Here is a 14,856-nt window from a genome sequence, read left to right on the forward strand (position 1 = left end):
TGATCCGGAAAAGTGTGAAGCGGTTTTCCGAGAAGATCATGCTCAAACAAGAATCCAAGGCGCGATGAGGACTCAGCGCGCTTTGGTTCGCGTCAGCGGTCAGAACCGGTCCAGCCGATACGGCGAGGTGTCCACCGAGGATGCCTCGCCGTTCATCGTTTCGGCCAGCACCCGTGCCGTCGCCGGGCCGAGCGTAAAGCCCTGGTGGCCGTGACCGAAATTCACCCATAGCCCGCGATGGCGCGGCGCAGTCCCGAGCACCGGCAGCATGTCGGTGGTGCAGGGGCGGGTGCCGAACCAGGGCTCGGGCTCGACGCGGCTGCCGATCTCGATCAGCTCGCGTGCGGCCGCTTCGGCGTAACCAAGCTGGATCGGTGTCGCCGGCGCATCGGGGCTGGTCAGCTCCGCGCCGGTCGTGATGCGAATCCCCTTGGCCATCGGCGCCATCGCATATCCATTCGCGGTGTCGACCAGCGGCAGGTCGAGCGAGCGGCCGCCCTGATAGTGCATATGGTAGCCGCGCTTGCGCACCAGCGGAATCCGGTAGCCGAACTTGCGCAGCAATTGCGGTGACCACGGCCCGAGCGTGACCACGACGTGGGCGGCATCGATCCGGCCGCCAGCGGTGTCGACCGACCAGCCGGTGGCGGTCTCCGTCAACGTCTGCGCATCGCCGCGCAGCAGCGTGCCGCCGAGACGCTCGAACAATCCGGCATAGGCCGAGACCAGACCGCCGGGGTCCGACACGGTCCACGGCCCGAGCCAGTGAATGGCGCCGGGCAGGTCGTCGCGCAGCATTGGCTCGGCCCTGGCGAGCTCGCTGCCGTCAAGCACGCGAAACTGCACGCCGAAGTCACGCTGGTTCTCTTCGGCGACTGCGATCGCCTGCTCCAGGGCCGCCGGGTCGCGATGCAGCAGGCGATAGCCGGCGCGGCGGATCAGATTGTCGGCATGCGCATCGCGGATCAGCGTGTCGTGCTCCGCCGTCGCGTAGGCGATCAGGCGCGCCCAGGCGATGGTGGCTTCGCGGTGCCGCTCGGGCGTCGAGTTCCACCAATAACGCAGCAGCGGACCGGCGTGCCGGGGCAACGAGGCCAGGCGATAGCGTACGTCGTTGGTGCGCCCCATCGCGATCCTGGCGAGCGTGGCCGGATCGCGCGGCATCGGATAGGGCCGCACCGCCTCGCTCTGAATGATACCGGCATTGCCGTAGCTGGTTTCGCGGCCCGGTTCCTTGCGGTCGACGAGCGTCACCGACCAGCCGCGGCGTTGCAGGTGCAGCGCCGTGCTGACGCCCACCATGCCGCCGCCAAGAACGATCGCGCTTTGCATTGGGATCCGTCTCCGTTAGGCTCCGTCACGCCGGCGTCTGACGAACGGATGGCCTGTCCAACAAAAACGCCCGGCGTGAACCGGGCGTTTTGACTTTCAGGTGGCGCTAGTTGCCGCCGCCGCCGAAGCGGCGCGACCACCAGCCCTTGCGGGCCGGAGCCTCGGCCGTGGCGGCATCCGCTGCGGCCTGCTGGGCAGAGGCTGCGGGTTCAGGGGCGGGGGCAGGTTCCTCCGCCGGGCTCTGAGCCAGCGCCGGTGTTGTCTCGGGTTGCGGGCTCGACGCGAAGCTGACCTTTTCGCGCACCGTCGAGCGGCGCCGCTGCGCGCGGTCGCTTTCGGCCGTGTCCTCGGCGGCAGGTGTTGCAACGGGTTCGGGCTCGGGCTCGGGTGCCGCGATCGCCTCAACCGGCGCGGCCTCGATCGGCTGCCATTCCGCCGGCTGGGCAAACAACTCGGGCTGCGCGAGCGAGGGGGCCGGCTCCGCGTCGTGGCTATCGAAATCGGCAACCGCGTCCGTGGCTTCAGGTGCTGCCACCGGGCTCAGCTCATCGGAGATCGATCCGGCGAGACCGTCATCCGGTCCGCCAGTGCCGCGCCGGCGGCGGCCGCCACGGCGCCCGCGGCGCCGCGGGCGGCGATCGCCATTGCCGGCCTGGTCGTCGCGGGCAGCGCCCTGCGCTTCGTCGCCTTCGTCCTCATCGCCTTCGGCTTCGCCCGCGGCAACCACCTCGGTGCCATCGGGCAGGACATGCATCAGATCGCCGTCCTCGCGCGGCGGCGGAGCGCCTTCGCGCGCTTCGCTGCCACCACGGCCGCGGCGCCGACGGCGGCGCTTGCGGCGCTGGCCGTCGCCTTCGCCCTCCGCGGCGCCTGCTTCCTCGCCGGCCGCCCGGTCGTCGACGAGCCCTTCGGTCTCGTCGGTCTCGATCTCGGCTTCGTATTCGAACAGTTCTTCCTCGTCATCCGGTTCATCGACCTGCGCCGGCGCAGCGGCAGCTTGCGCGGCAAGCAGCGCCTTGGCGGCTTCGAGCGTATGCACCTGCTCGCCGCGATCGATGATGTAGGATTGCTGGCCGTGCACCGTGGCGTCGGCGACGACCGACAGCGAGACTCGGAAGGATTCCTCGAGGTCGCGCAGATGGCCACGCTTGTGGTTGAGCACGTAGAGCGCGACGTCGGTGCGGGTGCGGACCACCAGATTGTGGGTCGCGCCCTTCATCAGGATTTCCTCGATGCCGCGCAGCAGCTGCAGCGCCACCGACGAGACCGAACGGACGTGGCCGCTTCCGCCGCATTGCGGGCAGGGCTCGGTCGAGCTCTCCAGCACGCTGGCGCGGATGCGCTGGCGCGACATCTCCAGGAGGCCGAAATGCGAGATGCGGCCGACCTGGATCCGTGCACGGTCCTGGCGCAGGCAGTCCGACAGCTTGCGCTCGACCGCGCGGTTGTTGCGCTTCTCGTCCATGTCGATGAAGTCGATGACGATCAGGCCCGCGAGGTCGCGCAAACGCAATTGACGCGCGACTTCTTCCGCGGCTTCCAGATTGGTCTTGAGCGCGGTGTCCTCGATATGGTGCTCGCGCGTGGCGCGGCCGGAGTTGACGTCGATCGAGACCAGCGCCTCGGTCTGGTTGATTACGATGTAGCCGCCGGAGCGCAATTGCACGGTCGGCGAGAACATCGCATCGAGCTGGCTTTCGACGCCCATGCGCGAGAACAGCGGCTGGCCGTCGCGATATTGCTTCACCGCGCGCACATTGGCCGGCATCAGCATCTTCATGAAGTCGCGCGCTTCACGGTAGCCGGCTTCGCCCGCCACCTGAATCTCGTCGATCTCCTTGTTGTAGAGGTCGCGCAGCGAACGCTTGATCAGCGAGCCTTCCTCGTAGACTAGGGTCGGCGCCTGCGACTTCAGGGTCAGGTCGCGCACCGTCTCCCACATCCGGATCAGGTACTCGAAGTCGCGCTTGATCTCCGGCTTGCTGCGGGAGGCGCCGGCGGTGCGCAGGATGATCCCCATGCCCTCGGGCACGTCGAGGTCCTGCACCACTTCCTTCAGCCGCGAGCGGTCCTGGGCTGAGGTGATCTTGCGGCTGATGCCGCCGCCACGCGCGGTGTTGGGCATCAGCACGGCATAACGGCCGGCGAGCGACAGATAGGTGGTCAGCGCGGCGCCCTTGTTGCCGCGCTCTTCCTTGACGACCTGCACCAGCATCACCTGCCGGCGCTTGATCACTTCCTGGATCTTGTACTGGCGACGGGGGCGGAACGCGCGCTCCGGAACCTCCTCGAGCACATCGTCGCCGCCGACGGACTCGACGACATCCTCTTCCTCGCCTTCCTCGCCGTCATCCTCGTCATCGTCTTCGCCGGCATCGTCGCCATGCCGAGCCTCGGGCGCGGCTCCGTCCGCAAGCGTTGCGTATTCCGCGACGGCGTGCTCATCGGCCGCGGCGTGGACTTCGTCGGCAGCGACATGCGGCGCGTCGTCGGCATGCGCGGCGTTTTCCGCGACCTGCTCCTCATGGGCCCGCTCGGGCTCATGATTGACCTCGGCGGTCTCGACGAATTCCGGCGCCGCTGACGCAACGGAGGCTTCGACCACCGCGACGACGGGGTCGGACGGCGCGTCGGCGGCCGGCGCCTCGCTCGTTACGGGGGCGTGGTCGTGATCGTGGTCATGGTGGTCATGATCGTGATCATGGTGGTCATGATCGTGATCATGGTGGTGCTCATGGTCGGCGTGATGCGCATGATCATGCGCCTCATGCTCGTGACCCTCATAGGCGGCCACGCCGTGCTCGTGATACCCGGCATCATGTTCATCGTGCCCGGCATCGACGGGATGTTCGTGAGCCTCGGCTGCCGGCAGCGCCTGAGCGGCGCCTGCACCCTCGATCACCTCGCTCTGGACACGGTCGCCATGGCCGCGGCGGCGGGCATTGCGATGGCGCGACCGGCGGCGATGGCCGCGGTTCTCGTGCTCTTCCTCGGCCTCGCGATGGGCGCGCTCGTCGGCTTCGATCAGCGCCTGACGGTCGGCGACCGGGATCTGGTAGTAGTCGGGATGGATTTCGCTGAAGGCGAGGAAGCCGTGACGGTTGCCGCCATACTCGATGAAGGCAGCCTGCAGCGACGGCTCTACGCGCGTGACCTTGGCGAGGTAAATGTTGCCGCGCAGTTGCTTGCGCTGGGCGGTCTCGAAATCAAACTCTTCGACGCGATTGCCACGGACCACGACGACCCGGGTTTCTTCCGGGTGGGTGGCATCGATCAACATCTTGTTGGGCATTTTGGAGCTCTTGACGGCGGCGGGCGCGGATCATGGCAGGCGCAAATTGCGCCGCCCGGTGACGCGACGGTCCACCTGATTCGGGGGTGAGGGGAAGGCCAAAACGCGTCTCGCGGCGCAGCGCCGGACGGGAACCCACCGGGATGATGCGACGGGCGAAGTTTTCACCTCGCGTCAGCGCGATCATTCGGGGGATCCTGGTCGGCAATGCAGTCTGGCGCATTAAGCGTCGGCCCGTCTAAACATGTTGGCGGCGAAAATTACCGCCGTATCCTTTGCTGAAAGCCCCGCCTGGCGCCGAAGCGCCTGCCGGCCATCGCATATCGAGGCCCCAAGGGACCGGATAATCAGTTATGCCTTGTCTCAAACCGTCCCTCTGGCGAGGGAGTGTGTCTGGGACCGGACGCCGCTCGGGCTTGAATCCGCCTCTCCGTGTCAGCCGCGCGCGGCGCTGGCTGGGGAGGGACCGGAAAAACACGGCGGGATCTTCGATTTGGAAGGTTCCACCGTTGCACCGAGAGGCTGAACGCGACACAACCGGGAGTACTAGCCGTCAGCATTCCGTACATACGTGGATTGTCCGCCGCGTGCAAGGGAAGCGTCACGCCGCCGCAACACTCGGCTCTTTTCGCCCGCGCGTCATTAGGGCGCGATTAACCGTGTGGTTCTAATGCGGTAAGAAGCAGCTGGGAGGCTCCGAATCGGGTGGAGAACCGCGCAAAACACCTTGTTTTCTTGGGATGCGGGCTGTTGTGCGCTGCAGCATTGGCGCTTGGCGTGGCCAGCGCCCCGAGCGCGGCCGAGGGACCACCGGACGGCCAGCCGGCGCCGGCCGCTAGTGCCCCCGCCGCCAGCGCGCCGAATTTCCCGATCGCATCCGGCGCCAGGCTTGCCGGCGACGACAAGCAGACCCGATTCATCCTCGATCTCGACCGCAAGATCGAATTTCGCGCCTTCCCGCTGGCCGACCCTTACCGTGTCGTGGTCGATATCCCGCAGGTCAATTTCCAGCTCGCTGCCGGCACCGGCTCGGCGGCGCGGGGATTGGTGAAGGCGTTCCGCTATGGCCTCGTGATGCCCGGCGGCTCCCGCATCGTGTTCGACATGACCGGCCCGGTGAAGATCGCCAATTCCTATGTGCTCAATGCCGCCAACGGTCAGCCGCCGCGGCTGGTGCTGGATTTCGAGCAGGTCGATCACACCAGCTTCGTGCAGTCGCTCGCGCCGGAGAGCCGGCCCGAATTGAAGCCGTCGATTTCCGAAGCCACCACGGCGACGATTCCGGCCGTCACCACGGCGGCGCTGCCGCCGGTTGCGGCCACCGACTCGCGCCCGCTGATCGTGATCGATCCGGGGCATGGCGGCATCGACAACGGCACCCAGTCCGGCGACCAGACCGAGAAAAACCTGGTGCTGGGCTTTGGCCTCGCTTTGCGCGACCGGATCGAGAAGTCGGGCAAATATCGGGTAGTTATGACCCGGTCCGACGACACCTTCATCCCGCTCAACGACCGGGTGAAGATCGCCCGCTCGCAATCCGCGGCGCTGTTTGTCTCGATCCACGCCGATGCCTTGCCGCGCCGCGAGGGCGACGCCCAGGGCGCCACGATCTACACCGTGTCGGACAAGGCGTCCGACGCCGAGGCCGAGCGGCTGGCGGAAGCGGAGAACAAGGCTGACGCGATCGCCGGCGTGAACCTGACCGACGAGCCGACCGAGGTCGCCGACATCCTGATCGACCTCGCGCAGCGCGAGACCAAGACCTTCTCCAACCGTTTCGCTCGTCTGCTGATGGACGAGATGAAGTCCACGGTGCGGATGCACAAGCATCCGCTGAAATCAGCCGGCTTCCGGGTGCTGAAGGCGCCCGACGTGCCGTCCGTTCTGGTGGAGATCGGCTATGTCTCCAACAAGGGCGACCTCGAGCATCTGGTCTCCGAGAACTGGCGCAACAAGGCCGTCGGATCGATGGTTCAGGCGATCGACACGTTCTTCTCGAAACGGCTGGCAACCGCCGGACCGGCAAAGTGAAATTGGCCGCCTGAAAAGCCGGGGCCGTTGCCCGGAAGCCCTAGTTTGGCCACAGCGGCGACGTTATAGACAAAGGACCGCAGGTCCGCAGAATCGACCATATTGTCCGGCGGCTCTTGTATATTCGCGTGCGCAAGGCGGCTCGCTGGGCCAAGGCTTTGATGTAAAGGCCTCGATGCAAAGGCCTCGCTATGTGAGCCTTCGTTGTGTGAGGCTTCGCACTTTTGGACAGGCGCTTCTGACGATTGGGCGCCGGAGGGTAGGAACGGAACGTCGATAATGCGCCTGCTCGTGCGGTTCATGGGTTTCTTGTTCGCCGCCGGAACCGTCGTGTTCCTGGTCGGTGTCGCCGCCGTCGCTGGCGCCATCTGGCATTTCTCCAAGGATCTGCCCGACTACTCGCAGCTCCAGGACTACGAGCCGCCCGTGATGACCCGCGTGCACGCCGCCGACGGCGCGCTGCTCGGCGAATACTCCAAGGAGCGCCGGCTTTATTTGCCGATCCAGGCGGTGCCGAAGCTCGTGATCAACGCGTTCCTCGCCGCCGAAGACAAGAACTTCTACGAGCACGGCGGCATCGACTATCAGGGCATGGCGCGCGCGGCGATCCTCTACGCGCAGAACTACGGCTCCAACCGCCGCCCGCAGGGTGCGTCGACCATTACCCAGCAGGTCGCCAAGAACTTCCTGCTGACGAACGAGGTCTCGTTCGCGCGCAAGATCAAGGAAGCCTTGCTGGCGATGCGCATCGAGCGCGCCTATTCGAAGGACCGCATCCTCGAGCTCTATCTGAACGAGATCTATCTCGGGCTCGGTGCCTACGGCATCGCGGCGGCGTCGCTGGTTTATTTCGACAAGTCGGTCAACGAGCTGACGATCGCGGAAGCGTCCTATCTCGCCTCGCTGCCGAAAGCGCCGGCCGCGCTGCATCCGGTCCGCAACCGTGACCGCGCGATCGAGCGCCGCAACTATGTGATCGACCGCCTGCTGGAGAACGGCTGGATCAAGCAGGCCGACGCCGACAAGGCGCGCAAGGACCCGCTCAACGTCACCAGCCGCTCGAACGGCGCGCACATCTTCGCCGGCGAATATTTCGCCGAGGAAGTCCGCCGCGACATCTTCGAGCGCTACGGCGAGAAGAAGCTGTACGAGGGTGGCCTGTCGGTCCGCACCACGCTGGATCCCAAGATCCAGGTGATGGCGCGCAAGACCATGGTCGCCGGCCTCGTCAACTACGATGAGGCACAGGGCTGGCGCGGCGCACTGCACAAGCTCGACGTCTCCGGCGACTGGGGCGTCAAGCTTGCCGACGTCAAATCGCTCTCCGACATCTCGCCGTGGCGGATGGCGGTGGTGCTGGAGACCAGCGATCAATCGGCGCGGATCGGCTTCCAGCCGGGCCGCGAGCTCGGCGGCGCGGTCAGCAAGGAGCGGCAGACCGGCATCATCACGATAGACGGCGTGCGCTGGGCCAAGAGCAAAGGCAAGGCGCCGACGGCGGTCTCGCAGGTGCTGCAGCCCGGCGATGTGATCTATGCCGACCCGCTGGTGACCAAGGAAGGCACTACGGTCGAAGGCCAGTATCGCCTGCGGCAATTGCCCGAAGTGTCGGGCGCCATGGTGGCGATGGATCCGTGGACCGGCCGCGTGCTCGCGATGGTCGGCGGCTTCTCGTTCGACCAGAGCCAGTTCAACCGCGCGACGCAGGCCTACCGGCAGCCCGGCTCGTCGTTCAAGCCGATCGTGTATTCGTCGGCGCTGGACAATGGCTACACGCCGTCGACCACGGTGATCGATGCGCCGATCGAGATCGATCAGGGGCAGGGCGCCGGCGTGTGGCGTCCGGAAAACTATTCGACCGGCAAGTATTACGGTCCGACCACGCTGCGCAACGCGCTACAGCGCTCGCTCAACACCGTGACGGTGCGGCTTGCGCAGGACATCGGCATGCCGCTGGTCGGCGAGTATGCAAAACGCTTCGGCGTCTATGACGAACTGCCGAACTATCTGTCGTATGCGCTGGGTGCTGGCGAAACGACCGTCATGCGCATGGTCACGGCGTATTCGATGTTCGCCAATGGCGGACGTCGCGTGAAGCCGACGCTGATCGATCGCATCCAGGACCGCTACGGCCATACCATCTTCAAGCACGACACCCGCGAATGCCGCGGCTGCGACGCGCCGGGCGGCTGGAAGAGCCAGCCGGAGCCGCAGCTCGTCGACCGCCGCGAGCAGGTGCTGGATCCGATGACCGCCTACCAGATCACCGAGATGATGGAAGGCGTGGTCCAGCGCGGCACCGCGACCGTCGTCAAGGAGGTCGGCAAGCCGATCGCCGGCAAGACCGGCACCACCAATGACGAGAAGGACGTCTGGTTCGTCGGCTTCTCGCCGGATCTCGCGGTCGGCGTCTATATGGGCTACGACAAGCCGCGCAATCTCGGCCGTACCGCTACCGGCGGTCACGTGGCGGCGCCGATCGCCCGCGACTTCCTCAAGCTTGCGCTCGCCGACAAGCCGCCGACCCCGTTCAAGGTCCCGGCCGGCATCAAGCTGATCCGCGTCGACGCCAAGACCGGCATGCGGGCCGGCCCGGGCGATGGCGGCAACACCATCCTCGAAGCCTTCAAGCCGGGCACCGCGCCGCCGGACAACTACTCGGTCATCGGTGTCGCCGACGCCGACGGCCGCAGCCCTGCGCCCGGCCCACAGCCGTCGCAAGGTGGTGGGCAGCCGGACGGCGGCTTCTTCATGCGGCCGGGAACCGGGGGGCTGTACTAGAGCGTTTTCAAGCGAAGTGGATGCCGGTTCGCGTGAAGAAAACGCGTCAAAACAAAAACCTAGAGCCCCGTTCCGATCCAATCGGAACGGAAATGGCTCTAGCGGCTGGCCGATCCAAATCGCCGGGATAGCGCGGCCAAGCCGATTGCGCTTTGCCGCGCCGGTCGCTACATCCCCGGCAAGCTTTTTCACCAACACCTGAAAGACCATGCGCGCGGAAATCGAACGCCTTGTTGAAGAGATCAAGCAGTCGGTCGGGCTGCTGAGGAGGCATCTTTGACGTCGAACAATCGACGGCACGCCTCGCTGAGCTGAACAAGCTCGCTGAAGACCCCAATCTCTGGAACGATCCCCAGAAGGCCCAGCGGCTGATGCAGGAACGTACCTCGCTGGAGGACGCGCTCTCTGGCATCGGCAAGGTCGAGCGCGAGCTCGAGGACAACATCGGCATGATCGAGCTCGGCGAGGCCGAGAACGATGCGGCCGTGGTCGCCGAGGCCGAGAAGGCGCTCAAGGACCTCAAGAAGGAAGTCGCCCGGCGCGAGCTGGAAGCGCTGCTCTCTGGCGAGGCCGACAAGTTCGATTCCTATCTCGAAGTCCATGCCGGCGCCGGCGGCACCGAGAGCCAGGACTGGGCGCAGATGCTGCTGCGCATGTACACGCGCTGGGCGGAGAAGCACGGCTTCAAGATCGAGTTCCTCGAGGAGTCCCAGGGCGAAGAGGCCGGCATCAAGTCCGCCACCATCCAGATCTCCGGCCACAACGCCTATGGCTGGCTGAAGACCGAGGCCGGCGTGCATCGCCTGGTGCGCATCTCGCCATTCGATTCCAACGCGCGGCGGCACACTTCGTTTTCGTCGGTGCAGATTTTCCCCGTGATCGACGACAGCATCAAGATCGAGATCAAGGAGTCCGATGTCCGCACCGACACCATGCGGTCGGGCGGCGCCGGCGGTCAGCACGTCAACAAGACCGAGTCGGCGGTGCGCCTGACGCACATTCCGACCGGCATCGCGGTGGTCTGCCAGGCCGGCCGCTCCCAGCACAAGAACCGGGCGCAGGCGTGGGACATGCTGCGCGCGCGGCTCTACGAGATGGAGCTGAAAAAGCGCGAGGAGCAGGCCGCCGCCGACCAGGCCGCCAAGACCGAGATCGGCTGGGGTCACCAGATCCGCTCTTACGTCTTGCAGCCCTACCAGATGGTGAAGGACCTGCGCACCGGTGTGCAGACCTCCGACACCTCGGGGGTGCTCGACGGCGACCTCGATGAATTCATGGCGGCGACCTTGGCGCAGCGTGCCTTCGGCACCGGCCCCGGCTCCGTCGAGGATGTGGATTAGCCCATGCCGCGCGTCGCTTTCATCGGATTGGGACGCATGGGCCACGGCATGGCCGGCCGTTACCTCGATGCCGGCTTCACCGTCGCGGTGTGGAACCGGAGCAAGGCCAAGGCCGAGGATTTGATCGCGCGCGGCGCGCTGTGGGCGACCTCGCCGGAGGACGCCGCGATCGATGCCGATGCCGTCGTGACCATGGTCGCTGACGACGAGGCATCGCGCGCGGTCTGGCTGACCCGGGACGGCGCCGCCGCGACCATGAAGGCCGGCACGCTCGCGATCGAGTGCTCCACGGTTTCGTATCAGCACACGCTGGATATGGCGCGCGAGCTCAACAGCCGCGGCCTGATCTACATCGATTGTCCGGTCACCGGGCTCCCCGAAGCGGCGGCCGCGGGCAAGCTGACGCTGCTGGTGGGCGCAGATGCCGCTGATCTCGACAAGGCACGGCCGTTCCTCGCGCCGATCGGCAGCACGATCCGCCATTTCGGCGCAGTCGGCACCGGCACCGTGTTCAAGCTGATCAACAATCTGATCGGCGCGGTGCAGATCGCAAGCCTCGCCGAGGGCGTTGCGATCGCCGAGCAGGCCGGCCTCGACATGCAATTGGTCGCCGAGGCGCTGGCGACCGGTGCGATCGCGAGCCCGCAGATCATCCGCCACAGCAAGCGGATGATCGACCGCAACTTCACCGGCGCATCCTTCACGGCGGCGCTGCGCCACAAGGATGCCGACTACGCCGTGCGGCTTGCCGAGACGCTGCTGCCCGGCGTACCTGTGAGCCGTGCCGCGCTCACCGCCTACGACAAGGCCAAGGCCCACGCGCCCGATGGCGACGAAGGCCAGATGATCGAGATCGTGTCGCGGCCGAAATAGGCAAAGCCGCCATTCACGGAAATCGGGTGGCCATCGCCGCCGCGCCCGGCTAGGCATCTGCGCCAGCGCAGATGAGTGCCCGCCATGCCTTCCGCCGACAACAGGATCGATCGCCGCGACTGGGGGCTGCTCGGCTTTCTGTCGGTGCTGTGGGGCGGCTCGTTCTTCTTCAACGGCGTGATCCTGCGCGAATTGCCGCCGCTGACGCTGGTGCTGCTGCGCGTCGTGCTCGGGGCGCTCATCCTGCTGCCGCTGCTGCGAGCCCGGAAGATCGAGTTTCCGCGTGGCCTGGCAGGCTGGGCGCCGTTCGCCGCGATGGGGCTGTTCAACAACGCACTGCCGTTCTCGCTGATCGTGTTCGGGCAGACCTATATTCCGAGCGGGCTGGCCTCGATCCTCAATGCGACGACGCCGCTGTTTGCGGTGGTCGTGATGGCGGTGGCCGGCGAGGAGCGGCTGCAGGCGCGCCGCGTGGCGGGCGTTGTGGTCGGGCTGATCGGGGTCGCGATCCTGCATGGTGATGCACTCGGCTTCGAGAGCAGGCAGGGCATCGGCATCCTGCTGTGCCTCGCCGGCGCCTTCAGCTACGGCATCGCAGCGCTGGTCGGGCGGCGGCTGCCACAGCGCGTGCCGCCGCTGGGCACGGCGACCTTCCAGATGATGGCCTCCAGCGTGATGATGGCGTTCGTCGCCGGTGTGGCCGAGCGACCCTGGCTGTTGCCGATGCCGCATCTGACCACGTTGCTTGCCGTGCTCGGGCTCGCGGCGCTGTCGACGGCGCTGGCCTATATCGTGTTCTTTCAGATCTTGCAGCGCTCCGGCGCTACCAATGTGATGCTGGTGACGCTGCTGCTCCCGGTCACCGCGATGCTGCTCGGATTCTTCGTCCTCGGCGAGCCGGTCGCGCCGCGCGAGGTGATCGGTGCGCTCGTGATCGCCAGCGCGCTGCTCCTGATCGACGGGCGCGTCTTGGCCTGGTTCAGCCGCGCGCCTGTTTCCACGCCGCATACCAGCCGGTGAAGCGGCCGCTGTCGCGCTCGCCGCCGTGCCAGGCGGCGTAGGCGGTGCCGTCGTCGGCGACCAGCACCACGGCATCAAGCTCTTTGGAGCGGCGCAGCGTGTCCATCGCCTGCGCCGGTGTCTGCGCAATCGGGCCCGCGACATTGAACGACGTGTTGACCGACATCTCGACGCCGATGTGGCGGCCGAGCGCCTTCAGATAGGCATAGGTGAGGGGATCGTCGGCCTCGCGCACGATCTGGATGCGGCCGGTGCCGTCGGCATGCACCACGGCGGGAATCTTGGTGCGGGCCTCCGGCTTCGAATGCGCCGTAAGCACCATGTAGTTGTAGGCGTTGTAGTCGTCGTCGGACGCGCCGTCTTCCAGCTCGAAATAGTCGCGCGCGGCCTGCAGCGTCGCCATCGGCGCCAGCGGCCGGATCGCCTCGCGATACTTGACGCGCTCGTTGAGCCGCTCGCGCACCTCGGGGTCGCAGGGATTGGCGAGGATCGAGCGATGGCCGAGCGCACGCGGCCCGGTCTCGGCCGCGCCTTGATAGATCGCGATCACGCCGCCTTGCGCCACCATGCTGGCCATCAGATCGGCAACCGCATCGCGTCCTTCCGATGTCGCGACATTGCCGATCTCGGTGGAGGCGACATCGTCGGCGTGCAGCGCCGCGGTGATGTCGGCGTTCGAGGGCGGCAGGCCGCAATAGAAGGCGTGCGACAGCGGCGCACCGCGCGCCGCGCCCGCCATATGCGCGAACAGCCAGGCCGCGCCGATCGGCACGCCGGGATCGCCGGGCACCGGCGGCACCCACATATGCAGCCGGGCCTTGCGCTGCTGCACGCGTTCGAACCACGCCTCGTCAAAGTGCTCGAGCAGCCGCATGTTGCCGAGCGCGTTCAGCGCCACGCCGCCGGTCAGCACCAAACGGTCGGTGCCGGTGACGCGCAAGAGATGATCGATGACATGGATCATCGCGTCCTCGAACACCAATTGCGTGGCGGCCGCCTTGTCGACGCGGTCCTTGGTGTCGGCGCGGTGATTGATGTCCTCGACGCGCAGCACGGCGTCGGGATTCCAGAGCTGGTCGGGCCGCAGCGGCGGGCCGAGAATATCGATCAGCGGCTGATGATAGGGGGTGTCGGCGGGGTCGGCGTACCAATTGGCCATCGCGCGATTGAGCTGCACGCTGCCATTGGGCCCGAGCTGCAGCACCGCCTTCAGGCGCTGATAATAGGGATTGGTGGCGCGGTTCATGTCGCCCCAGGCGGCGGCGCCCATGTAGCGGCCCTCGCTGGAGAGCCAGGTCCAGCCGCCCTGGCTCGACGAGATCACGGTGTAGAAGGCGCCGAGCGAATCGAACAGGCTCTCATTGCAATAGAGCCGCTTCATCTCGCCGTTCTCGGTGACATAGAGCGAAATCGAGCCGACGTCGCCGGTGCCGTCGAGCACCGCAATCGCGACACGCTCGCGCACATCGGCGAACGGCGATGCGGTGAACGAGTACCAGGCGTGATTGTCATGATGCGGCATGCAGATCAGCGGCAGCTGTTCGCCAAGCCCGTACATCCTGCCGAGCCTGCGCGAGATGCGCCGCACCTGGTCCATCTGGCGCAGGTTGATCGCCGGCGCGATCGGCGCGCGCAGCAATTTGATGCTGGCCGGCGCTTCCTCGAGCGAAGTGCGGATCAGCATCGCCAGCAGCGCCGGATAGTCCCACGTGGTGACGAAAGCCGCGATGTCGCCGACGTCGCGGCCCATCCGCTGCAACACCTTGCGCATGTCGTCGAGTGCGTGTTGCGGAAACTCGTTGGTGTGTTTGTTTCCGGAAAAGCGCTCTTCCTCGTTGTTGACGATCAGGCGCGGTCCGCCCTTCTGGGTGACCTCGACCAGCGCGACGCCGGTGTTGTGCGTGCCGGGGCAGGCGAGGCCGGCGATGTAGACGGTCTCTCCGCGCTGCAGCCTTTCGCGGATCGAAGCGATCGTGCGCTGCGCGAACTCACCACTGGCCTTGTGCAGGCCACGCTTCGCCAACGCACGTTCGCTGAGGCGGCGTGTGATCTCATAGCCCACGGCGGCAATACGCGGATGCCGCGGACCGGTACGAATGTCCGGTTTACGCAATCAGAACGCCTCGACTCGTGATCCCCAGATCGACTTCAATCATAAATAGCGCCAGGCAACAATGCCGTTTCGCC

8 protein-coding genes are annotated in these 14,856 nt (G+C 66.4%); 5 read left to right on the forward strand and 3 right to left on the reverse strand.

Going from position 1 to position 14,856, the window contains the following annotated elements; genetic code table 11:
- Window positions 1-99 precede the first annotated feature (99 nt).
- Window positions 100-1,332 (reverse strand): FAD-binding oxidoreductase, encoded by a 1,233-nt coding sequence (locus JQ573_RS03000; protein WP_212317533.1) that lies wholly within the window; start codon window positions 1,330-1,332, stop codon window positions 100-102.
- 106 nt (window positions 1,333-1,438) lie between these two features.
- A complete protein-coding gene (locus JQ573_RS03005; protein ID WP_212317532.1) occupies window positions 1,439-4,624 on the reverse strand; it encodes a ribonuclease E/G in 3,186 nt (1,061 codons plus the stop codon).
- A gap of 705 nt (window positions 4,625-5,329) precedes the next feature.
- Here JQ573_RS03005 and JQ573_RS03010 point away from each other — a divergent pair.
- The 5 genes from JQ573_RS03010 to JQ573_RS03030 all read left to right on the forward strand — a co-directional run bounded on the left by JQ573_RS03010 (window position 5,330) and on the right by JQ573_RS03030 (window position 12,669).
- Window positions 5,330-6,655: an N-acetylmuramoyl-L-alanine amidase gene (locus JQ573_RS03010; RefSeq protein ID WP_212317531.1), complete on the forward strand. Its 1,326-nt coding sequence runs from the start codon at window positions 5,330-5,332 to the stop codon at window positions 6,653-6,655.
- A gap of 279 nt (window positions 6,656-6,934) precedes the next feature.
- On the forward strand, window positions 6,935-9,436 hold the full coding sequence (locus tag JQ573_RS03015) for a penicillin-binding protein 1A (protein WP_212317530.1): 2,502 nt from the start codon (window positions 6,935-6,937) through the stop codon (window positions 9,434-9,436).
- Between the two features lie 208 nt (window positions 9,437-9,644).
- Window positions 9,645-10,776 (forward strand): peptide chain release factor 2 gene (prfB, locus tag JQ573_RS03020; RefSeq protein WP_173643340.1). Its coding sequence is split into 2 segments (ribosomal slippage): window positions 9,645-9,713 and window positions 9,715-10,776, totalling 1,131 coding nucleotides; the frame shifts between segments, so codons are not numbered across the junction.
- Between the two features lie 3 nt (window positions 10,777-10,779).
- A complete protein-coding gene (locus JQ573_RS03025; protein WP_212317529.1) occupies window positions 10,780-11,649 on the forward strand; it encodes an NAD(P)-dependent oxidoreductase in 870 nt (289 codons plus the stop codon).
- A gap of 84 nt (window positions 11,650-11,733) precedes the next feature.
- Window positions 11,734-12,669 carry a DMT family transporter gene (locus JQ573_RS03030; protein ID WP_212317528.1) on the forward strand — a complete coding sequence of 312 codons (936 nt, stop codon included), beginning with the start codon at window positions 11,734-11,736 and terminating at the stop codon, window positions 12,667-12,669.
- Here the strand turns inward: JQ573_RS03030 and JQ573_RS03035 are convergent.
- Window positions 12,629-14,782, reverse strand: a complete 2,154-nt coding sequence (locus JQ573_RS03035; protein ID WP_212317526.1) for a carbamoyltransferase C-terminal domain-containing protein — start codon at window positions 14,780-14,782, stop codon at window positions 12,629-12,631. The two genes, JQ573_RS03030 and JQ573_RS03035, sit on opposite strands and share 41 nt — an antisense overlap.
- Window positions 14,783-14,856: the final 74 nt, after the last annotated feature.

It is taken from the genome of Bradyrhizobium sp. AUGA SZCCT0105 (assembly GCF_018129565.1).
Taxonomy (GTDB): Bacteria; Pseudomonadota; Alphaproteobacteria; order Rhizobiales; family Xanthobacteraceae; genus Bradyrhizobium.

Bases quoted from the DNA above. Each gene is read 5' to 3' on its own strand.
- JQ573_RS03005 (WP_212317532.1), bottom strand. From the start codon at position 4,624: ATGCCCAACAAGATGTTGATCGATGCCACCCACCCGGAAGAAACCCGG.
- JQ573_RS03030 (WP_212317528.1), top strand. From the start codon at position 11,734: ATGCCTTCCGCCGACAACAGGATCGATCGCCGCGACTGGGGGCTGCTC.
- JQ573_RS03025 (WP_212317529.1), top strand. From the start codon at position 10,780: ATGCCGCGCGTCGCTTTCATCGGATTGGGACGCATGGGCCACGGCATG.
- JQ573_RS03015 (WP_212317530.1), top strand. From the start codon at position 6,935: ATGCGCCTGCTCGTGCGGTTCATGGGTTTCTTGTTCGCCGCCGGAACC.
- JQ573_RS03000 (WP_212317533.1), bottom strand. From the start codon at position 1,332: ATGCAAAGCGCGATCGTTCTTGGCGGCGGCATGGTGGGCGTCAGCACG.